The sequence below is a fragment of the Dictyoglomus sp. genome (genome assembly GCF_049968615.1).
GTDB classification, from domain to species: domain Bacteria; phylum Dictyoglomota; class Dictyoglomia; order Dictyoglomales; family Dictyoglomaceae; genus Dictyoglomus; species Dictyoglomus turgidum.
Genome location: NZ_JBMFQK010000001.1, coordinates 328,928 through 350,796, shown reverse-complemented (window position 1 = coordinate 350,796; position 21,869 = coordinate 328,928). Strand labels below are relative to the sequence as shown.

General features: G+C 34.5%; 21 protein-coding genes and 1 pseudogene. 15 read left to right on the top strand and 7 right to left on the bottom strand.

Annotated elements, in window-relative coordinates; genetic code table 11:
* Window positions 1-3: 3 nt before the first annotated feature.
* Window positions 4-1,173, top strand: coding sequence for a glycosyltransferase (locus ACP5QL_RS01795; RefSeq protein ID WP_012584074.1), 1,170 nt, complete (start codon window positions 4-6; stop codon window positions 1,171-1,173).
* On the opposite strand, the gene ACP5QL_RS01790 is transcribed toward ACP5QL_RS01795, so the two are convergent.
* Together ACP5QL_RS01790 and ACP5QL_RS01785 are read right to left on the bottom strand one after the other, a co-directional pair.
* Window positions 1,138-1,725 carry an Rrf2 family transcriptional regulator gene (locus tag ACP5QL_RS01790; RefSeq protein WP_012584073.1) on the bottom strand — a complete coding sequence of 196 codons (588 nt, stop codon included), beginning with the start codon at window positions 1,723-1,725 and terminating at the stop codon, window positions 1,138-1,140. The two genes, ACP5QL_RS01795 and ACP5QL_RS01790, sit on opposite strands and share 36 nt — an antisense overlap.
* Window positions 1,726-1,727: 2 nt before the next feature.
* On the bottom strand, window positions 1,728-3,116 hold the full coding sequence (locus ACP5QL_RS01785) for a radical SAM protein (protein ID WP_272996405.1): 1,389 nt from the start codon (window positions 3,114-3,116) through the stop codon (window positions 1,728-1,730).
* A gap of 256 nt (window positions 3,117-3,372) precedes the next feature.
* Between ACP5QL_RS01785 and ACP5QL_RS01780 the strand changes: the two genes are divergently transcribed.
* The 5 genes from ACP5QL_RS01780 (at window position 3,373) to ACP5QL_RS01760 (ending at window position 6,495) form a co-directional block, all read left to right on the top strand.
* Window positions 3,373-3,606 (top strand): hypothetical protein, encoded by a 234-nt coding sequence (locus ACP5QL_RS01780; protein WP_272996407.1) that lies wholly within the window; start codon window positions 3,373-3,375, stop codon window positions 3,604-3,606.
* Window positions 3,585-3,794: an oligopeptide/dipeptide ABC transporter ATP-binding protein gene (locus ACP5QL_RS01775; protein WP_428125077.1), complete on the top strand. Its 210-nt coding sequence runs from the start codon at window positions 3,585-3,587 to the stop codon at window positions 3,792-3,794. The genes ACP5QL_RS01780 and ACP5QL_RS01775 overlap by 22 nt, the downstream gene beginning before the upstream one ends.
* 2 nt (window positions 3,795-3,796) lie before the next feature.
* Window positions 3,797-4,753 carry an ABC transporter ATP-binding protein gene (locus ACP5QL_RS01770; RefSeq protein WP_012584066.1) on the top strand — a complete coding sequence of 319 codons (957 nt, stop codon included), beginning with the start codon at window positions 3,797-3,799 and terminating at the stop codon, window positions 4,751-4,753.
* A 72-nt stretch (window positions 4,754-4,825) separates the two neighbouring features.
* Window positions 4,826-5,374 carry a macro domain-containing protein gene (locus ACP5QL_RS01765; protein ID WP_012584065.1) on the top strand — a complete coding sequence of 183 codons (549 nt, stop codon included), beginning with the start codon at window positions 4,826-4,828 and terminating at the stop codon, window positions 5,372-5,374.
* Between the two features lie 98 nt (window positions 5,375-5,472).
* Window positions 5,473-6,495 (top strand): DUF362 domain-containing protein, encoded by a 1,023-nt coding sequence (locus tag ACP5QL_RS01760; protein ID WP_428125074.1) that lies wholly within the window; start codon window positions 5,473-5,475, stop codon window positions 6,493-6,495.
* Between the two features lie 32 nt (window positions 6,496-6,527).
* Here the strand turns inward: ACP5QL_RS01760 and ACP5QL_RS01755 are convergent, their stop codons facing one another.
* Window positions 6,528-6,725, bottom strand: a complete 198-nt coding sequence (locus ACP5QL_RS01755; RefSeq protein WP_164931033.1) for an FmdB family zinc ribbon protein — start codon at window positions 6,723-6,725, stop codon at window positions 6,528-6,530.
* A 6-nt stretch (window positions 6,726-6,731) separates the two neighbouring features.
* On the bottom strand, window positions 6,732-7,847 hold the full coding sequence (locus ACP5QL_RS01750; RefSeq protein ID WP_273333821.1) for an MBL fold metallo-hydrolase: 1,116 nt from the start codon (window positions 7,845-7,847) through the stop codon (window positions 6,732-6,734).
* Window positions 7,848-8,037: 190 nt separating this feature from the next.
* On the opposite strand from ACP5QL_RS01750, the gene ACP5QL_RS01745 reads away from it, so the two are divergent.
* The 4 genes from ACP5QL_RS01745 (at window position 8,038) to ACP5QL_RS01730 (ending at window position 14,698) form a co-directional block, all read left to right on the top strand.
* Window positions 8,038-10,470: an endo-1,4-beta-xylanase gene (locus ACP5QL_RS01745; RefSeq protein WP_428125071.1), complete on the top strand. Its 2,433-nt coding sequence runs from the start codon at window positions 8,038-8,040 to the stop codon at window positions 10,468-10,470.
* Between the two features lie 75 nt (window positions 10,471-10,545).
* Entirely contained in the window at window positions 10,546-12,603 is a 2,058-nt protein-coding gene (locus ACP5QL_RS01740) for an alpha-glucuronidase family glycosyl hydrolase (RefSeq protein WP_428125068.1), read from the top strand.
* Between the two features lie 17 nt (window positions 12,604-12,620).
* Window positions 12,621-13,670, top strand: coding sequence for a uroporphyrinogen decarboxylase family protein (locus tag ACP5QL_RS01735; protein WP_012584060.1), 1,050 nt, complete (start codon window positions 12,621-12,623; stop codon window positions 13,668-13,670).
* Window positions 13,671-13,777: 107 nt separating this feature from the next.
* Complete coding sequence (locus tag ACP5QL_RS01730; protein WP_272996443.1) at window positions 13,778-14,698, top strand: cation diffusion facilitator family transporter; 921 nt, start codon at window positions 13,778-13,780, stop codon at window positions 14,696-14,698.
* Window positions 14,699-14,707: 9 nt separating this feature from the next.
* Here ACP5QL_RS01730 and ACP5QL_RS01725 read toward each other — a convergent pair whose 3' ends face one another.
* Window positions 14,708-14,902 (bottom strand): DUF6485 family protein, encoded by a 195-nt coding sequence (locus ACP5QL_RS01725; protein WP_012584058.1) that lies wholly within the window; start codon window positions 14,900-14,902, stop codon window positions 14,708-14,710.
* 47 nt (window positions 14,903-14,949) lie between these two features.
* Here ACP5QL_RS01725 and ACP5QL_RS01720 point away from each other — a divergent pair, with 47 nt between their 5' ends.
* Window positions 14,950-15,924, top strand: coding sequence for a radical SAM protein (locus tag ACP5QL_RS01720; RefSeq protein ID WP_012584057.1), 975 nt, complete (start codon window positions 14,950-14,952; stop codon window positions 15,922-15,924).
* Here the strand turns inward: ACP5QL_RS01720 and ACP5QL_RS01715 are convergent, their stop codons facing one another.
* Window positions 15,925-16,419: a ribonuclease H-like domain-containing protein gene (locus tag ACP5QL_RS01715; RefSeq protein ID WP_012584056.1), complete on the bottom strand. Its 495-nt coding sequence runs from the start codon at window positions 16,417-16,419 to the stop codon at window positions 15,925-15,927.
* Between the two features lie 11 nt (window positions 16,420-16,430).
* Window positions 16,431-17,459: a LacI family DNA-binding transcriptional regulator gene (locus tag ACP5QL_RS01710; RefSeq protein ID WP_012584055.1), complete on the bottom strand. Its 1,029-nt coding sequence runs from the start codon at window positions 17,457-17,459 to the stop codon at window positions 16,431-16,433.
* 252 nt (window positions 17,460-17,711) lie between these two features.
* On the opposite strand from ACP5QL_RS01710, the pseudogene ACP5QL_RS01705 reads away from it, so the two are divergent.
* From ACP5QL_RS01705 to ACP5QL_RS01690, 4 genes and pseudogenes are all read left to right on the top strand, one after another.
* Window positions 17,712-18,693 (top strand): annotated as a pseudogene (locus tag ACP5QL_RS01705) (ABC transporter permease).
* 14 nt (window positions 18,694-18,707) lie between these two features.
* Window positions 18,708-19,844 (top strand): ABC transporter permease, encoded by a 1,137-nt coding sequence (locus tag ACP5QL_RS01700; RefSeq protein ID WP_428125062.1) that lies wholly within the window; start codon window positions 18,708-18,710, stop codon window positions 19,842-19,844.
* A gap of 12 nt (window positions 19,845-19,856) precedes the next feature.
* Window positions 19,857-20,861 carry an ABC transporter ATP-binding protein gene (locus tag ACP5QL_RS01695; RefSeq protein WP_012584052.1) on the top strand — a complete coding sequence of 335 codons (1,005 nt, stop codon included), beginning with the start codon at window positions 19,857-19,859 and terminating at the stop codon, window positions 20,859-20,861.
* Complete coding sequence (locus ACP5QL_RS01690; protein WP_273334114.1) at window positions 20,854-21,864, top strand: ABC transporter ATP-binding protein; 1,011 nt, start codon at window positions 20,854-20,856, stop codon at window positions 21,862-21,864. Before ACP5QL_RS01695 ends, ACP5QL_RS01690 begins: the two co-directional genes overlap by 8 nt.
* Window positions 21,865-21,869: the final 5 nt, after the last annotated feature.

The window sequence follows — 21,869 nt, the reverse complement described above, 5'->3', positions numbered from 1 at the left end:
ACTATGAGGGAGAAGATAACTGTTAATATTGTCTCTGAGGCTCAAGCATGGGAGGTAAAAGGACAGGGAGTTTATACCGCAACTTTAGTACTAACAGAAGCTCTGAAAAAGAGAAGTGATGTGGAAGTTTATCTTAATGCCAATGGGTTATTTGATATTGCTCATCTTCATACACCAGGTCCCTATGCTATAAGTAAAGGACTTTTTACAGGAAAGAGATTAGTAATTAGTGCTCATGTGGTTCCAGAGTCCGTTTTAGGAAGTTTTATTCTTTCAAATTTATGGCTTCCTCTTTTTACCTCATATTTAATAAGGTATTATAACTTAGCGGATATGGTAATTGCAGTTTCACCCAAGGTGAAGGAAGAATTGGAAGAGATAGGGGTAAAAGCCCCTATAGTTTTTATACCAAATCCTGTTAATTTGGAAAGATTTTATAAAAGTCAGGAACTAAGAATAGAGGGTAGGAAAAAACTTGGACTTTCCAATAAAGATTTTGTTGTGATTTGCTCTGGACAAATTCAACCAAGAAAAGGAGTTGATACTTTCTTAGAAATTGCAAAAATTTTACCTTTTATTAAATTTGTTTGGGTAGGAGGACAACCCTTCTCAGTTCTTACTGCGGGATATATAGAAATGAATGAGAAAATTAAGAAGGCACCTCCTAATGTTATCTTTACAGGTCTTGTACCTTATGAAGAAATGCCAATTTATTTAAATGCTGCAGACATCTTTTTCTTCCCATCATATCAAGAAAATTTTCCAATGGCAGTTTTAGAAGCTGCATCCTGCGGGCTTCCACTTCTTCTCAGAGATAATCCTGAATATAGAGAGCCTTATAAGGACTGGTACATACCTGCAAAGAATGATGAAGAATTTAAAAACTATATTTTAAAACTTCATCAAGACATATCCTTTAGAGAAGAATATCAAAAGCGAGCCTTAAGGCTTGCAAAAGAATATAGTGCTGATAATGTGGCAGATATGATGGTAGAAGTCTATAAGGAGATATTAAGTAAACCACCACGGATGAAGAGAGATTTTCTCAAATTAGAACCTCTTAGGGAGGAATGGAGAAAGCTTTTCCAAAATTTAGGGCATAAAAATATCCATTCCTCCCCAAGAAAGAGAAGGTATTTAAATATCAAGAACATTCAAAATGAAATTAAGTAGTAATTTTCTTTCCTCCACTGCCAATTGATTAAGAGATTTTATGTAGTCTTCGAAATATGCTTTTATTTTGTTCTTAGGAATAATTTCGTAGATTTTTTTGCCTGCATATCCTACCATTAAAACAGGAAGTAAGATAAGCACTAATTCTAAATTAGATTGGAACACGCCTAAAATTAGGCTAATTATGGACTTTAATTCTTTAGAGAACTTAGCCTCTTTTAATATGGTTAATATAAGAGAAAGAATAATAGCAATTGAGATAGGATATTTATTTAATTCTTGAATACTTGTTATAGAGGTATTTATATCTTCTTTCTCTTCTTTAGGTTTAAAAAATATTTTTCCCCTTCCTCGTTTGTTATTCACAGAATTTTCAAGGTATACCGCTTCTACATATCCGTTTTTGTAAAGAGCTTGCATTATATCATAGGCTGTTGCAGGACTTACTGAAAGTTCTTTTGCAATTTCTGCATAATGTATAGGTCTTTTATTTTTTTTATATAAGTTCTCTAATGCTTGTAGAAATTGTCTTCTTCTTTCAGTAAGGCTCATAATTACTCAACTCCTACTTTCTCTTTTTCTTCCTCGGGGAGATCTCCATGAAATTCTTCAACCCATATGGGATTTAGAGCTTTTCTCACTCCCTTTGCATACTCGTCAATTATAGGAGCAAACTTTGTAATTATATCATCAGCTCCAGGATGGGTTGGGTGAGCACCAGTTTTTTGAACAATTTCTCTCAAGATCCAAGGAGAGTCTATAATCATGCAAGGAAGAAGGAGATTTTCATGGAATGGTTGTCTTTTTCTTATTTCTTTAAAGAATTCCGAATTAAGTACTTCTACAAGAGATTTTTCCTTTATATTATCTACTGCAAAATGGGCAAATATACAGGGTTCAACCTCTCCTTTATGGTTAATATGTAAGTATCTTCTTCCACCTGCTATACATCCACCTACGTATGGGGCGTCATTCCAGAAATCCATAGGAAATATGGGAAGATGTCCTCTTATCTTTCTTATGAATTTTCCATACTCTGCTCTTTGCTCTGGAGTAGGCATTAATGATGGATCGTCGTCTTTTCCAACAGGCATGTAAAGAAATGTCCAGCCAAAGAAGGCACCCTTATTGGCGAGCCATTGATAAAATTCAGGCTTTGTTACAGCCTCAAAGTTATTCCTTGTAAGGGTTATAGAATACCCAAAAGGAATTCCGGCTTTTTTCAAGAGATCCATAGCATTTACTACTTTTTCATACACCCCTAATCCTCTTCTATAATCTGTCTCTTCTTTTCCTCCTTCTAAAGATAAGACAGGTACTACATTCTTGCTCTTCCAAAATCTTTCTATCTTATTTTCATCCAGCAAGGTGGCGTTTGTAAATATCTGAAATACAGATCTTGGATGTCTATTGACTATATCCAAAAGTCCAGGATATACAAAGGGCTCTCCTCCAAGAACAGTATAAAAATAAGTGCCAATTTCTTCTCCTTCTTTTATTATTCTTTCTACAGTTTCTGGGGGAAGATCGTCATTTTTGGTATAGTTTCCTGCGTAACATCCTATGCATTGTAAATTACATCTCATAGTCGGGCTTATTAAAATGGTATATGGAGTTGGTATATCTTTTTTTTGATTTTCATTATTGAAGTATATCCAAAAGAAACCTACGTTCAGTATAACATTAGCAAATATCCTTGAAGCATAATTAGGATCATAATCTGTAAAAACTCTGTGTATCAACCTTTGGACAGCAGGATCTTTCTGTAAATATTCTTCTATGGTGCTTATAATTTTATCTGTCCCTTCGTCAGGGCTAAATCTCTTTACTAAATTCAAAAGTTTAGGAATTCTTTTCTTGTAGTCCTTTGCTACATACTTAAATAGGGACTCAAATAACATGTCTCCAAGATACATCTTAAACTTTAAACTTTGGGTACTCATATAGTTCACCTCCCCTAAATATCCAAAATAACCAAAAAATTTTATAAATTATACTTCCTTCTTATTTTCATTGTCAAACCTATTTAATTTAATTTCATAGCTAAACTTTTTATTTTAATTGACACACTTTTAAATTTAGTTATAATATTATTAAAACGATTGTATGATAGTTTTCCTTAAAGGAGGTGGAGATCTTCTAGTTTTAAGTTTGTGAGTTTTTAAGGTTCAGATTCTTGATAGAAGAGGGGGTTGTTTTATGAGGAAGTTTGTATTTTTCTCTTTATTATTAATATTTTTAATCTTATCGCAGGTAGGTTTTTCTCAGCTTGCTCCTAATGTACCAAGAAATGAGACATTGATTGCAAATATCTTGACAGGTAGGATTGTAGCACCTGATAATTTTAACTCTTGGACCTCTTCTTGGATAACTCCCGATAGAGGAATCCAACAGTTAATGCTTGAGCCTCTTTGGATCCCTTGCCCAAAATAGGTGACAAGTCCTATAAAATTAGTGCGCCAGGTGCCCCGCCCTCCCTCTTAAATCCACCTAAAGGATGTAGATTTCATCCAAGGTGTAGTTATGCTACGGAAGAGTGTAGAGAGTTTGTTCCTAGGCTTGTTGATATAGATACAAATCATAGAGTTGCTTGCTTCTTATATTCAAAGGAGAGGGAATAGTTATGAAACAAGAAATACTTTTGAGGGTTGAGAATTTAAATAAGGTGTTCACTATTGGAAGTATTTTTTCAAGGGTAAGAATTAGAGCTGTAAACAATGTAAATTTTGAGATAGGAAATTCCGAGATATTCACATTAGCTGGTGAAAGTGGAAGCGGAAAAACAACTGTAGCAAAGATAATACTTGGATTTTTAGAACCTACCAGTGGGAAGATATTATACAAAGGTAAAGATATCTCAGAATTACAAAAAGATAGGGCAAAAGATCTTTTAAGAAAAGAAGTGCAAGCGGTATTCCAAAACCCTTTTGAAACCTTCAATCCTTTGCGAAGAGTCAGTAATTATTTAATGGAAACAGTTAAAAATTTTGGTATAAGCGAAAGGCCTGAAGAAGTTATAGAATCTGCATTGAATCTTGTGGGATTAACGTGGAATGAGGTAAAAGATAAGTACCCCAGTGAATTTTCAGGAGGACAACTACAGAGGATCTCCATAGCAAGATCTTTGCTTACAAATCCAACTTTACTTGTTGCTGACGAGCCTGTATCCATGGTAGACGCATCGCTTAGAATGTCTATAGTAAATTTATTCAAAGATTTAAAAGAAAAGAGAGGAGTAAGTGTACTATATATAACTCATGATCTTGCTACCGCTTATTACGTAAGTGATAGAATAGCTATAATGTTCAGAGGAGAGATCGTAGAAATAGGTTCTGTAGAAAAAGTATTGATGGATCCAAAACATCCATATACAATGCTTCTTAAAGAGTCTATTCCAGAGCCAGATCCCAAGAAGAAGTGGACGAAGGATATAAAGATCCTTACTTTGGAAGAGGAAGAGTACCAGATGAAAGGCTGTAAATTTATAAGTAGATGTCCATATAGGATGGAAAAATGCAAAAATCCAGTGCCCGATGTGGAAGTAGATGATAGATTAGTAAAGTGTTATCTTTATACTTAGTTGATTCCTAGGTCCATGCCCTTTTTTTGTTGATATAATTTACTTAAAGGAATTTTAAGGAGGTGAAAGGGCATGGACTTTTTATTCGAAAAAGAGATTAGCGGTGTTAAGTTGAAGGTTGTTAAGGGAGATATTACCCAAGAAGAGGTTGAAGCTATTGTGAATGCAGCAAATTCCTATTTAAAGCATGGAGGAGGAGTGGCAGGAGCTATTGTAAGAGCAGGAGGAGAAATAATCCAGAAAGAAAGTGATGAGTATGTTAAGAGATATGGACCATTACCTGTAGGTAGTGCTACCATAACTTCTGCTGGGAAATTAAAAGCTAAATATGTGATTCATACTGTAGGACCTCAATGGGGAGAGGGTGATGAAGAAAAAAAATTGGAAAGGGCTATTGAAAGTGTTCTTAACCTTGCTAAAGAGAAAAATATTAAATCTCTGAGTATTCCTGCAGTAAGTTGTGGGATTTTTGGATTCCCTCCTGAGCTTGGGACCAGAGTAATTGTTAATAAGGTAGTGGAATTTGTTAAAGAAAATCCTGGAGTCTTTAAAGAAATACACTTTATTGGAATAGGAGACGATATCCCCTCACTATTTGCGGAAGCTTTAAAATCTGTGTAAATTAGGAGGTTTAGAGTAATGAAGGCACCCTTATACTTTATATCCATGAGAGCTACAAATGAAAATGAGTCTGCAAGATAAAAAGACTTACAAAAAAGTTGCTTGAGGGAAGAATAGAAAAGGGAGCTCTTGTAGTAATTAAACTTACTTTTGGAGATCCCGGCAATCATGCCTTTATAAGACCTGTCTTTATACGACAAGCTGTAGAAGCGGTGAGAGAACTTGGAGGTAAACCCTTTTTAACTGATGCTAATACTTTATATAAAGGTGGACGTGCAAATGCTGTGGATCATTTGGAGTCTGCTATCTATAATGGTTTTGGATATTCATCAGTTGGTGCCCCGTTGATCATAGCTGATGGTATAAATGGAGATTATTATAAAGAAGTTGAAGTTAATTTGAAACATTTTAAAAAAATTAAAGTAGCAGGAGCTATATATGATGCTGATTTTCTTTTAGTGTTAACCCATGTTAAGGGACATATGTCAGCAGGATTAGGGGGAGCTATTAAGAATGTGGGAATGGGATGTGCTCCCAGATCTGGAAAGCAAATGCAACATGCTCAATTTAAGCCAAACCCTAATCCCAATCTATGTATAGGTTGTAGAAGGTGTGTTGATCATTGTCCTACGGGAGCTTTAGAGATGGTGGATAAAAAATCGAAGTTAACAAGGCCTGAGCTTTGTATAGGTTGTGGAGAATGTGCAGTGGTGTGTCCTACCTCTGCAATAAAGATTTTATGGAACGAATCTGCTATTGGTCTGCAAGAAAAGATGGTTGAGTTTACTTACGGCATATTGAAACAAAAGGAACCTAAATATGCTTTTATCAATTTTGTCATGGATGTTTCTCCTGATTGCGATTGTGCAGGGTGGCATGATGCAAATTTAGTACCTGATGTGGGAATTTTAGGTGGCTGGGATATTGTGGCTATAGATCAGGCCTCTTCTGATCTTATAAATAAGCAAATCGGGTTGAGAGACACTGCTTTAAAATCTGGATTTAATCCTGGAGAGGACAAATTAAGGGCGGTGCATCCTGATATAGACTGGAGTTGGCAAATAAAATATGCCGAAGAAATAGGACTCGGAACAAAGGAGTATGAACTTATTAAGTTCTAAGGGAGAGCTTTTGAGCTCTCCCTTTTTAAAAATTACCTACAGGAACTGCAACTTCCTCCAGAACAAGAGGAACACGATGGTCCTGAAGAAAGTCCTTGAGTTGCAAATAGGGATAACAATTTTATAATCTTCTTACTGCCACATTTGGGACATGTGATTTCTTCTTCTCCCATTACTAATTTTTCAAATTTCTCTCCACAGTTTTCACACCTATATTCATAGATAGGCATGGTGTTTCACCTCTGAAAGATTTTGAATAATCTTCTTAATGGGTTTTCTGTAGTCTTTTGTTTTTCTGTAAGAATTCCTTCAGGAATATCAAGATTATACTTCCTTAAGGTCTTTATTATATCAATCCTTAAGTTCTCTTTCTCTTCAAGGGTAGCATCTTCTTTAAATTTTTCAAAAAGAAGTTCAAGGGCTGATTCTGGTTGTATTCTAAATTCTGTTGCAACTCCATTTTCAAAATGGATAAGTTCTGGGAAGAAAGGAGAAGAGTTTAGTTCTTTTAATTTTTGCATTAATTTATCTCTATTTTGATAACTGTTTTTGAGATTTTGTAAGATTTCATTGAAAGCGAATAAGTATATCTGGTGTTGTGATTCGTATTTTTTGATATAGTCCAAGCCTACGTCGAGATCATTGAGCCTTGATAGAAAATCAAGTATCAGATTTTTTCTTATTATATCTCCATGTTGAGGAAGAATAAGTTCAGGAAGGGGAGTTAACCTACCTATCTTATCAATGGCAAGTTTTAAAGCTTCCTTAGAGGGCATATATATCTCGTGGAATAATTTTATGCCTTCCCATGAATCTTCGTTAGCATATATTCCATTTACTTCTCTACTTGATAAACCTCCTAATAAGTCTCCTGAGAAAAGCGCTTTTCTCTCGGGAATATATAGCATCCATGCTCCTCTAAAGTGGCAAAAAGGTGTATGTATAAATTCTAACGTATCATCGGTTTTTAAAATCACTCTTCTATTGGGGAAATACTCTATAGGTTGAAATCTTTCTCTGTTTAATCCATAAAATCTTACAAGTCGCCATGTATCTTCAGAAGTGATGAGGATAGTATTTTTGCTCATATCCATAAGGGGTGCCACCGAGGATGACAAATCAGGATCCTGGTGATTCAGAAATATGATATCTATATTTTCTACCCCTCCTATAAGGTCTTTTAAACTTAGGACTAAATCTTTAAAAAATTCCTGAGGGATGGGATCTACTAAAATGTTTATCTTTTCTTCTTTGTTTTTTAAAGTAATAAGATAACTATTTGAGGTAAAAGGATAGTCAGGAGTTTGAATTGCTGTTATATATTCATCTATTTTTGTCACTTTCAAAGGCATATTTTTATCACCTCTACATCTTTTTTGTTATTATTTTACTACTTTTTTAATAAAGTGTATAGAATTATTTTTTTTGTTTTTCTAACTAACATATTAAGGCTTTAAGATAATTTCTTTCAAAAACATTTGTATAAACGATTTTTATCCTTTATAATATTTAACGAATACTTTGAGAGATGGGAGGATAATAATGCTTAAAAAGAGATTCTCTCTTCTATTTTTGATTACATTCCTACTAATCCTCTCTATAACCATTGGCTCTGAAGATCTTACTTTATATTTTAGTTTTGAAAATGGTTCAGAAGAGGGATTCCTGGGGACCAGTGAGAGGGTAAAACTAAGTATTGTAGAAGATGTAGTCTTAGATGGGAAATATGCATTAAAGGTACATAATAGACTCTCTTCTTGGGACGGATGTAGGGTAAGCTTGACTTATAATTTATTACCTGAGATGAATTATTTAGTAAGTGCTTTTGTATACCATACTTCTGATAAACCTCAGCCTTTTCAAATTGTTGCTCGTATTAAAGATATTGTAGGTGAAAGATTTGAACTTATTGGGGAAACCATAGCAATGCCTAAGGTATGGAAGGAGATAAAAGGAAATTTTAAGTTTAATTATTCTGTTTATTTAGAGGCATTAGATTTAATGATTGTATCTCCTAATGAATCTGGATTTGATTTTTATGTGGATAAGATACAAGTATTGGGTCCTAATAAAGTTTCTTCCCCAGGATCTGTGGTTAACTCAACTTTTGAAAGTGGTACTGTGGAAAATTGGGAAGCAAGAGGAGATGGGGTAAAAATCTTAGTTAGGGATAATGTAGCCAAAACTGGAAAGTACTCTCTTTTTGTAACGGGAAGAACAAGAAGTTGGCATGGTGCTCAAATAAATCTTTCAAAAATTTTAGAAACGGGTAAGAGCTATGATATATCAGTTTGGGTGTATCAAAGTTCTGGTGAAACTCAAAAAATAACTCTTACAATGCAGAGGAAATTTGACATAGATGAGAAAACAAGATATGAAACCATAGTCTGGCAAAAGAGTATTCCAGATAAGACTTGGGTTGAGCTTTCAGGATCCTACAATGTTCCACTCAATGTAAAGATTGAAGAGTTAATACTTTATGTGGAATCTCCTAATACCAATTTAGAATTCTATGTGGATGATGTTAAGGTAACCGATAGGACCTTAGTTTTGGGTCAACCAGAATGGGAAATCCCATCCTTAGCTGAGATGTTCAAAGGGTATTTTAAAATTGGAGTTGCTATTCCTTTTAAAGTTTTGATAAATCCTGTTGAGGCTAAAATGGTGGTTAAACATTTTAATAGCATTACTTCGGAAAACGAAATGAAGCCAGAATCTCTTCAACCAAGGGAAGGAGAGTTTGATTTTAGTAAAGCAGATGCTTATGTAAAGTTTGCCGAAGAAAATGGTTTGGTAGTGAGAGGACACACTCTTGTATGGCATAGTCAGACTCCTAATTGGTTCTTCGTAGATAAAGACGGAAAACCTGCTTCTAAGGAATTACTCTTAAAGAGATTGGAAAATCATATTAAAACAGTGGTGGGAAGATACAAGGGAAGGGTTTATGCTTGGGATGTGGTAAATGAAGCTATAGATGAAGCTCAACCTGATGGTTTTAGAAGAAGTAAGTGGTTTGAAATATTAGGTCCCGAATATATAGAGAAAGCCTTCATATGGGCTCATGAAGCAGATCCAAATGCAAAGCTTTTCTATAATGATTATAATACTGAGATTCCTGCTAAGAGGGAATTTATATATAAACTCGTGAAATCTCTTAAAGAAAAAGGTGTTCCGATTCATGGGGTTGGATTACAATGTCACATAAATATCTCTTGGCCAGAGATTGAGGAGATAGAAAATACCATAAAACTGTTTAGTACTATTCCAGGAATAGAAATTCATATTACAGAGCTTGATATGAGTGTCTATACCCAGGCTGGAGAAGAGTATAAAACTCTGCCAAGAGATGTGGCTGTAAGACAAGGGTATAGGTATAGAAAGTTATTCGATATGCTTAAAAAATATAAAAACGTAGTGACTAATGTAACCTTTTGGGGATTAAAAGACGATTATTCTTGGTTAAATCAGAGGGGAAGATTCAATTATCCTCTATTGTTTGACAAAGATTATCAGGCAAAATTGGCTTATTGGGCTTTGGTGTCTCCTAATGTTTTGCCTCCTCTTATTCAAATTGCTAAGATGGCAAGTGGACAGGCTGTGGTGGATGGGATAGAAGATAAAAGCTATAAATCTGCTATACCAGTAATTATAAATGATGGAGAAAGAGATGTAGCTGTGGTTAAACCTATATGGTATATGAGTAAGATATTTGTTTTTGCAGAGGTATTTGATGGAAGAAAAGATGATACAGATTGTTTAACTGTGTTTGTGGACCAAAACAATGCAAAATCCCCATATCTTCAAAGTGATGATGTATATTTTAAGTTCTATAGAAATGGAAAAATAGAAAGTAATTTTGCTCCCATGTTAAAGAATTATACGATAAGAGAAAAAGAAACAGGATATACAATTGAATGCGAAATCCAGTGGGAGATAATTGGAGAGATACAAGAAGGTTTGGAAATCTTGAATTGATACAGTAAGAAAAACCCCTGGGAAAAATATCCCAGGGGTTTTCACATTTTTGGCGTAAAGGAGGATCTTAAATATATGGCTGAAGTTAAACCTTATAATATGTGTTGGTTAGAGTATACAGCTCTTAGTAAGTATAAAAACAAGTATATTAAAGTGTTTGAAAATGTTGTAGTCTTAGGAGGCAATGAATTAAATTTACCCTTGAAAGAATTAAAAAATTTTCTCACCTTCTCTTTAAATATTAAACCTAAAATTTTTAAAAATACTCTTGTAAAAGGCCGAAATTATGTGTTAATTGGGAGGTTAATAGAAATTAAGAAAATTTTCAAAGAGAGTGAAAGATTTGAAAAATTGTTAAATGATGAGGGTTTTATAATAAAGAGAATAGACATTGATGGAAACAAGGTTTTGATAATTACAGCAAAAAGCTATAATGGTATTGTTTATGGGATATTTAATTTGATTGAAAGGTTAAAACGGGGAGAAGATATAGAAAATATAGACATTGTAAGCAATCCCTCTCTAAGGTTTAGAATGTTAAATCATTGGGATAATTTAGATGGGAGTATAGAAAGAGGATATGCAGGGAAATCTATATTTTTTAGGGAGAATAAGATACTTATTAATGAAAGAACTAAGGATTATGCAAGATTGCTATCCTCTATAGGAGTTAATGGGGTAGTGATTAATAATGTAAATGTAAAGAAAAAGGAAGTAGAGCTTATAACACCTTCTTATTTAAAAAAAATAGGAGAGCTTTCTAAAATTTTTTCAGCTTATGGGATTAAAATTTACCTCTCTATAAACTTTGCCTCTCCCATATATCTTGGTGGTTTAAATACTGCTGATCCTCTTGATAAAAGGGTAGCAGTTTGGTGGAAGGCAAAAGTAGACGAAATATATGAGTATGTTCCAGATTTTGGAGGCTTTTTGGTAAAAGCAGATTCTGAGTTTAATCCAGGACCTCATATGTATGGCAGGACTCATGCTGATGGGGCTAATATGTTGGGAGAAGCCTTAGAGTCTTATGGAGGATTTGTAATATGGAGAGCTTTTGTTTACAATTGTTTACAAGATTGGAGAGATACTAATACGGATAGGGCAAAGGCTGCTTATGAGAACTTTAAGCCTCTTGATGGTAAATTTAGTGAAAATGTTATAGTGCAGATAAAATATGGTCCTATGGACTTTCAGGTTAGGGAGCCTGTTAATCCTCTCTTCGGAGGATTAGAACATACAAATCAGATATTGGAGCTACAAATAACTCAAGAGTATACAGGACAGCAAATACATTTATGTTATCTGGGTACTTTGTGGAAAGAAGTTCTTGATTTTGATACTTATGCAAAAGGGGAGGGATCTAAGGTAAAGGAGATATTAAAGGGAAATGTTTTTGATTTGAAAAATAACGGTATGGCGGGGGTATCTAATGTGGGGGATGATATCAATTGGACAGGACATGATTTGGCTCAGGCTAATTTATATACCTTTGGAGCTCTTAGCTGGAATCCTGATGAGAGGATAGAAGAAGTTGTAAAAAGATGGATAGAATTGACTTTCGGAGATAATGAGAAGGTAATTAAAAATATTTCTTATATGTTATTAAGCTCTCATAAGGCTTATGAGAAATATACTACTCCTTTAGGATTGGGATGGATGGTAAATCCAGGTCATCATTATGGACCTAACCCAGAAGGGTACGAATATTCTAAATGGGGTACTTATCATAGAGCAAATTACGAGGCGATAGGAGTGGATAGATCTTCAAGAGGTACAGGCTATACTCTTCAGTATCACTCTCCTTGGAGAGAAATTTACGATAATATAGAGACGTGTCCTGAAGAATTGTTATTGTTCTTTCATAGGGTACCTTACAATTACAAATTAAAGTCGGGAAAAACTCTAATTCAGACTTATTACGATTTGCATTTTGAAGGGGTAGAGGAGGCAGAGGAGATTAGAAAAAAATGGATTGAGTTAAAGGGCGAGATTGAGGATAAGATATATGAAAGGGTTTTAAATAGGTTGGATATACAGATAGAGCATGCGAAAGAATGGAGAGATGTTATAAATACGTATTTCTTTAGGAGAACGGGAATACCAGATGAAAAAGGTAGAAAAATATATCCTTAAAAGGAGGAGGAAAAAACATGAAAGATAAAGAGTGGCAGATTTTGTTGGATTGTGTAAATATGAAAGAGCCTGAGGAGATTCCTATTGCTCTTATTGTGGATAGTCCTTGGATTCCTGGATATTTAGGAATTCCTCACATGCAATTTTATTTTATTCCTGATGTATGGCTTGAAGCCTACAAAGAGATCAAAAGGAGATTTCCTGAAGTTATTTTTATTCCCGATTTCTGGGTCGAGTTTGGAATGGCTCAAGAACCTTCTGCTTTTGGAGCTAAAATTGTCTTTAAGCCTAATGCTACTCCTAATATAGAACCTATATTAAGTTCTGCTGACGATCTTCCTACTTTTATTGCTAGGTTAAAAACTCCAAATCCTAAGACTGATGGATTTATGCCTATTGTTCTTGAGTACTATAAATATATTGAGCCTAAGGTAAAAGGGATGGGAGAAAAGATAAAAATCGTTGCTGCAAGAGGTCCTCTTGCTATTTCCTCTCATTTAATGGGAGTTACCGAGTTCTTAGTCTCGGTGAAGTTATATCCTGAGGAAGCAAAGAGACTTATTGAAATTGCAACAAATTTGGTAATTGATTTTCTTACTGCTCAAATAGAAGTCCTCCATGATGTGGAAGGTATCCTTGTACTTGATGATATTGTAGGCTTTTTCTCGGAGGAAGATTATCTTGAGTTTGCACATCCTTATCTTAAAAAGATATTTTCAAGCTTTGATTATCCAGTAAAGATTTATCATAATGATACTAATAACAATGTTTATTACAAATATTTACCAGAACTTGGTATCAACATATTTAACTTTACTCATCTCCAAAATATAAAAGATGTTTATAATTTAACCCAAGGAAAGATGTGCTTAATGGGAAATGTACCTCCCTTGGATGTTCTTGTTAATGGGAGCAAAGAGGATGTGAAAAGAGTTGTAGAAAAGATACTAATGGATTATGGAATGAAGAAGGGATTACTTCTTTCTGCTGGGGGTGGTGTATCTCCTGGAACCCCTGGCGAAAATATAAGAGCTATGATTGACACATCAAGAAGTTTTAAATTTTAGAGCCTTTGACATAATTTAATTAAAGTAATATAATATGCCTCGTATATAAAGATAAGAAAGCTTCCTGTTTTTTTAACGGGAAGCTTTTGTTTGATAAAAGGTGAGCCATGAATTTTAGTGAGTGGTTGTCAAATAAAATTTTGACTAAAAAAGAATATAGTAAAAAATATGCTGGATATTTGGAAGGTTGGGTAAGTATAGTAGGAAATCTTACTTTATTTTTATTTAAATACTTTGCTGGTCTTTCCTTAGGAAGCATTTCTCTAATTGCTGATGCTTTTCACTCTCTGTCGGACGTATTTACCTCAGTAGTTGTAATTCTTGGTTTTAAATTAGGAAGTAAACCAGCCGATAAAGAACATCCCTATGGGCATGGTAGGATAGAACAGATAGCTACTCTTATAATTGCACTTTTATTATTAATTGTTGCTTATGATCTCGTTAGATCTTCCTTTGAAAGATTGATGAATCCTCACAAGGTTGAATTTAATTTAGGAGTTTTTGTTTTATTGATAATTTCTGCTATTTTTAAAGAATGGATGGCAAGGTTTTCTATCTATTTAGGAAAGAGATTTGATGCTAGTCCTTTAATTGCTGATGCATGGCATCATAGAAGTGATGCTATTGCAACCCTTCTTGTGACAATAGGACTTTTGGGAAGTAAATTAGGTTTTTATAGGCTTGATGGTATTTTAGGAGTTCTTGTATCCTTATTAATTGCCTGGGTAGGAGTTGATCTTTTAAAAAGTGCTACTAGTTTTTTGATTGGTGAGGCGCCGAGTGGCGACCTTGTAAAAAAGATTGATGATATCATAGTGAATACCCCTGGGGTTTTAAATTATCATGACTTATCAGTACATGATTATCAGAACGAGAAGTATATTACTCTTCATATAGAGGTAGACAATAATTTAACTGTGAAAGAAGCTCATGATTTAGCTCTAAAAGTACAAGATGAGATTAAGTCAAAGATTGAAAACTCACAAGTTACGGTACATATAGATCCAAAAGGAGAAAGGGAGGATTAATTGTCCTCCCTATTTGTAAAGAGAGACAAATTTTCCGATAGATCTGTCATAGGTTCTTTCTACTTCAGGAGGAAAGTAACATGCAGGAAGTTCTCCATGACTTCTATGATAAGCTAAGCATTCACAGCATATGCCCTTTCTTGGACAAGGTTCATAGGTACAATTGCAATTTTTTAGGTTCTTTTCTACTCTACACTCTGCCATCTTTTCACCTCCCATCTTTGGTTATTATATCAAAGGCTTGAGGGTTTATGGGAAAAGAGTTTTCCTTTCAATGGCATATAACGGACTTTTGTAATCTGAGATGCAAGCACTGCTATCAAGATATTTTTGATAGAAGTAGAGAGCTTACTTATGATAGGTTAATCCATATTATTCAAGATATATCAGGGTTTTTAAAAGAGCAAGGGTTTGAAAGACTTTCCATAAATATTACTGGAGGTGAGCCTCTAATTTATCCCTATATTAATCCTATTTTAAAAGCATTAGACGAAATAGATATTATAGACGAGATAAATATTATAACTAATGGCATAATAATGCCCGATATTGTGCTCAAAGGGCGTTATGAAAGATTAAAATACTTAAAGGTTTCTCTGGAAGGAGCAAGGGAAGAGACTAATGATTTGATAAGGGGTAGGGGGATTTTTAAAAGGGTTATTGGTAATCTTAAAAATACTAATTATAATTTTCTTTTAATGTTTACTCTTGCAAAATACAATTATAGAGAGTTAGATGATATGTATAGATTATCTCAGAATTTAGGTGCAAAGGGATTTATCTTGGAGAGGTTTATACCTCTTGGAGAAGGGTCAAAAATCAAAGATATGGTATTAAATTCAAAGGATTGGTACCAGGTAGTGGATAGGGTAGCTACTTGGGCTGATCTTACTGTAGAAGATCTGCTTCCTTATAAGGCTTTTTATATTGATTTTGAAGAGAATAGAATCTTAGGAGCTCTTTGCAATTTAGGTGAATCTTGTGCAGTTATGCCTAATGGAGACGTTTATCCTTGTAGGAGGTTTCCTTTAGTTTTGGGTAATTTAAGTCAGGAAAGTTTTTCTAAAATATACCCAAAAATTTTAGATTTTAGGGCTAATTTTACTAAGGATAAATTGAAAGGAAAATGTTTTCTATGTGCCATGGAGGATTGTATAGGATGTAGAGCCCTCTCTTTTTCTCTATTTTCTGATAGTTTTGCTGAAGATTATCAATGCTGGCTTTAATTAGAATCCATATAATTTTTCTCTTAAAGTCTTCAAATTCATAACATCTTCCCTGTTATATTCTAATAGTAAATTTAAGGCATTGTAGTCATTATGTTTTGTATATCTATACCAAAGTATTACTGCTATCCTTCCATTAACTTCTTTCAGTTTTCTTTCAATTCCTAATTTTTCTTCGACTTTTTTTAATCCACCATACAATCCTCTCTCCCAACAACGATACATGAGATCTTCATGGAGAACATGCTTTTCTAAGTCTATTCCAAGTTTTGAATGAATAAAAGGCAAGTCAAATCTTGACCCATTATAGGTATATATAGTGTGTACTTTTTCTATGATGTACAAGAGATTATAAGAAGTTATTTCTTTCCCAATAAGTTGAATAAGGATTGATTCTTCTTTATTTTCAAGATATATTCCAATTACAGTAATATCTGAATATATAGGACTTAATCCTGTAGTCTCTATATCTAAGTAAGCTTCATACTTTTTCATCTTAATTTAACTTATTTAAGAGGAGCGCAGGATTCTCTTATAATCAATTTTGTGGGTAATATTACCTCTTTTCTCTTTTTTCTTCCCCTTTTTAATCTCTCAAAGAGTAGTTTTACTGCAGTCTCTCCTAATTCATATGCTGGTTGATAGACTGCTGTTAGGGGAGGAGAAAAATATGGAAACCAATCCATATCATCAAAAGATATTAAGGAAAGGTCCTTAGGAATTTTTAATCCAAGCTCAGTTATTTTTTTAAGAGCTCCAAGGGCCATAAGATTATTACTGGTAAAAACAGCGGTAGGTGGATTGCTAATGTTAAGTAGGACTTCTATCCCTTTATAACCGCCATCCTCCTTAAAGTTTCCTTCATATATAAGGTTGTCATCCTTATTAATTCCTGACTCCTCTAAGGCTTTAAAATATCCTTCAAGTCTCTCATAACCTGTAGTTGTATCTAAAGGACCTGTTATTATTCCTATCCTTTTATGACCTAAGCTTATCAGGTAATTTATTGCTTCGTATGTTCCTCCCACATTGTCTGCGAGTACCACATCTTCTTCTAATCCTTCAATTTTTCTATCTACAAGAACTACAGGAATGTTTTTCTCTCGAAAAAGATCCAGGTTTTCTCTTGTTTCGCTACTTTTACTTGGAGTAATGATAAGTCCATCAACTCTTCTACTAAAAAGAACCTCTATGTAATTTTTCTCCTTTTCTACGTTTTCATCAGAGTTGCATAGAATAAGATTATAATTGTATTTTGCTAAGTAGTCTTCAACTCCTCTTACTACTTCAGGATAAAAAAGGTTTGTAATGTTAGAGATAATAAGCCCTATGGTGTTAGTTACTTTTTTTCTCAGACTGCTTGCGAGAATATTTGGCCTATATCCTAAGGTTTTTATAGCTCGATAAACCTTTTCTCTTGTTTCAGGCTCTACATACCTGGTCTTGTTTATCACATGGGATACAGTACTTATAGAAACGCCTGCAAGTTTAGCTACGTCCTTCATTGTAGGTGATTTATTTTCTTTTCTCCTCATGTTTCAACTCTCCTTTTCATGTTTTTAAACTTTAACACCACAAGATATAATTGTCTAATTTTTTTTATTCTATGAATTTTTTTTGCATATTTCAAGATTTTTCTTATTTATAAAAGATATTGACTTTGAAAGAGATATAATGTATATTTAAATAAAAACGATTAGCAAACGTTTTTATTGTATAAAATATTTTTTAGGGGGCAAAAAAATTTCATAATTTCTATGTTTCTAATGAGAGGAGGCTAAACTCAGGTGAAAGAGTATCTATTAAGAAGAATCCTTTATATGTTGTTAACCTTATTCTTTGTCTCCATAATTGTTTTTGTAGTAATTCAACTTCCTCCTGGTGATTTTTTGACCTCCTATATAGCTCAGCTTGCCACTAGCGGTGAATCGGTGAATTTAGAGACCATAGAGGCTTTAAAGAAACAATATGGACTTGATAAACCTATATGGGAACAATATCTTCTTTGGATTTGGAATGTTTTACATGGAGATTTTGGGAGGTCTTTACTTTACAATAGACCTGTCAGTGAGCTTATAGGGGAAAGACTTGCTATAACTTTTGTCATATCTTTGTTTACCCTTGTCTTCATTTGGGTAGTTGGTTTCTTAATAGGAACTTATTCTGCTACTCATCAATATTCCTTTGGAGATTACTTTTTTACCTTTTTAGGATATATTGGACTTTCGGTTCCTGCTTTTATGGTGGCTTTGATTCTTCTTTGGGTGGCTTATGCTTATTTTGGGCAGAATTTGACAGGACTTTTTTCACCAGAATATTTAGAAGCAAAATGGAGTTTTGCTAAGTTTGTAGATATGCTGAAACATATATGGGTGCCTGTGGTTATTATTGGTTTAGCAAATACTGCTGGAATGATTAGAACTTTGAGGGCAAATCTTCTTGATGAATTAAATAAGCCTTATGTCTTAACTGCAAGGGCAAAGGGTTTAAAGGAATGGAAAGTGGTATTTAAATATCCCTTAAGGGTTTATGATTCCCTTTATAAGTACTGTAGGTTGGTCTCTTCCCTTTCTGGTTTCTGGTGCTGAAATTACCGCTATAGTTTTGAATCTTCCCACATCTGGCCCTTTACTTCTTGAGGCTCTCAGAAACCAAGATATGTACTTGGCAGGTGCCTTTTTACTTATGTTAAGTTTTCTAACTATGTTAGGGACTTTAATATCGGATCTTCTTCTTGCATGGGTAGATCCTCGCGTAAGGTATGAGTAAGAGGAGGGTATCATATGGCAGAAGTTGAGAAAAGAGAAGAATTTATAGAAGAGGTTCCAGAAAAAGAAGAGAAGATATATGTTGCTTCCAAGTGGAAGTTAATGTGGTGGAGATTTAGAAGGAACAAACTTGCAATTGCTGGTTTGGTGGTTCTTATAATCTTTTATATTATTGCAGCTTTTTGTGAGTTTTTTGCCCCTTATGATCCTTACAAATATGATGTAAGATATGTTCTTGCTCCTCCCCAAAGAATTCATTTTGTGGATGAGCATGGATTTCATTTGAGACCCTTTGTATATGCGTATAAAATGGATATAGATCCAAATACATTAAGAAGGATATACAGTGAAGATAAAACCCGAAAATATCCTATTAAGTTTTTTGTAAGAGGGCATGAGTATAAACTTTTAGGTCTATTTAAGACAGATATACATCTTTTTGGTGTAGAAGGAGATGGGCATATATTTCTCTTTGGAACTGATAGTTTAGGAAGAGATGTGTTTTCAAGGGTTATATATGGTACCCGTATTTCTACTACAGTAGGGCTTGTGGATATATTTTTAAGTTTTCTTTTTGGAATTATTATAGGAGGAATTTCGGGATATTATGGTGGACCTTTTGATATTATTATTCAAAGAATAATAGAGATATTAAGAAGTATTCCTACCTTACCCCTTTGGATGGCTTTATCTGCCGCTGTTCCTGCCAACTGGTCTCCTGTAAAGGTATATTTTGCTATCTCTATAATTCTTTCCTTTATTGGTTGGACAGGACTTGCAAGGGAGGTAAGAAGCAAATTTTTGTCTCTGCGTGAAGAAGATTTTGTAACTGCCGCAAAGCTTGCAGGAGCAAGCGAAGGTAGAATAATCTTTAGACACCTTCTTCCCTCTTTCTTGAGTCATATTATAGCTTCCTTGACTTTATCTATACCTGGTATGATCATAGGTGAGACTTCTTTAAGTTTCCTTGGACTGGGGATAAGACCTCCTGCCATAAGTTGGGGTGTTTTAATACAGGATGCTCAAAATTTTAGAACTGTAGCTTTAGCACCTTGGTTACTGCTTCCTGTGGTTTTTGTTATTCTTGTGGTGCTTTCTTTTAACTTTGTGGGTGATGGATTGAGGGATGCTGCAGATCCTTATGCAAGGTAGGGAGGAGTAAAAATGGATAAGCTTTTAGAGGTAAAGGATTTAAAGACCTATTTTATATTGGATGAGGGTACAGTAAGGGCTGTAGATGGAATAAGTTTTGATGTAAAACCTGGAAAAACTCTCGGGGTAGTAGGAGAATCAGGTTGTGGAAAGAGTGTAACGGCACTATCTATCTTAAAACTTACAGGACCAAGAAGTAAAATTCAAGGAGAGATTTTGTTATATAGAGATGGACAAATTATAGATTTAGCTAAATTAGACCCTAAGGGGGATGAAATAAGGAGTATTAGAGGAAAAGAAATAGCTATGATATTCCAAGAGCCAGGAGCCTCATTTTCTCCTGTGCATACCGTGGGAGAGCAGATAATAGAAGCTATAATGCTCCATCAAAAATTGGATAAGAAGTCTGCAAGAGATGCAGCTATTGAACTCATGAGAATTGCTGGAATTCCAAGACCTGAGTTAAGAGTCGATGAGTATCCTCATCAGTTCAGCGGTGGAATGCTCCAAAGAGCAATGATTGCTATGGCACTCTCTTGTAGACCAAGGCTACTTATAGCAGACGAGCCAACTACAAACTTAGATGTGACGATACAGGCTCAAATTCTTGAGCTTCTCAAAGAGTTACAAAAGCAATTTGGTATGGCAGTTATGATGATAACCCATAACTTAGGGGTAATAGCTGAGATGGCTGAGGAAGTTATTGTAATGTATTTAGGTAAAATTGTAGAAAGTGCTCCTGTAGAAGAGATTTTTTACAATCCAATGCATCCTTATACAAAGGCGCTATTAGAATCTATTCCCAAAATTGGTAAAAAAGTTAAAGGGAAGAGATTAAAAGCCATTAAAGGGATAGTTCCAGATCCTTACAATCTTCCTACAGGCTGCACTTTTCATCCCAGATGTCCTGAATTTGTAAAAGGACTGTGCGATGTAAGGGTTCCAGAACTCATAGAGGTAAAACCAGGACATAAAGTAAGTTGTCTACTTTATGGAGAGGTGAAGAGTCATGAATAATTTGTTGTTAGAGGTGAAAAATCTAAAAAAGTATTTTCCCATAACTAAAGGCTTTTTAAGGAAAAGAGTAGCAACAGTTAGAGCGGTAGATGATATAAGTTTCTTTGTAAGAGAAGGAGAAACTCTTGGGCTTGTGGGAGAGTCGGGTTGTGGAAAGACTACCACAGGAAAAGTGATACTTCGTGCCTATGATCCTACTGATGGAGATGTAATATTGCATGTAGATGGAACAGAAATAAATGTAGCAAAACTTTCTCAAAAGGAACTAAAAAGTGTGAGAAGATATATGCAGATGATATTTCAGGATCCCTTTAGATCTTTAAATCCCAGAATGACAGTAAGGGATATCATAGGAGAACCTTTAATTGTAAATAATGTGGCAAAGGGCAAAGAGTTAGATGAGAGGATAGCAGATCTTATGAGGAAAGTAGGTTTAAGACCAGAATACATGAAAAGATATCCTCACGCTTTTTCTGGAGGGCAAAGACAGAGGATAAGTATTGCAAGGGCACTTGCTTTGAATCCTAAGCTTGTAATATGTGATGAACCTGTATCTGCTCTTGATGTTTCTATTCAAGCTCAAGTTCTAAACTTGCTTATAGATCTTCAACAAGAGTTTAAATTAACTTATCTTTTCATATCTCATGATCTTTCCGTGGTAGAGCATATATGTGATAGGGTGGCAGTAATGTATGTGGGGAAAATTGTAGAACTTGCAAAGACAGAGGAGATATTTGAAAATCCTAAGCATCCATATACTGAAGCTTTACTTTCTGCTGTACCTAAGCCCGACCCTAAGATGAAGACTCGTAGAATTCTTCTTAAAGGCGAGGTTCCTGATGCCTCTAATCCTCCTTCTGGATGCTATTTCCATCCAAGGTGTAGCTATGCAAAGGATATTTGTAAGGAGGTGAGACCTGAGTTAATAGATATTGGGAATGAACATTATGTGGCGTGCCATTTTGCTAAGGAATTAAATTTAAAGGGTATTCCAATAACTTAGGTGGG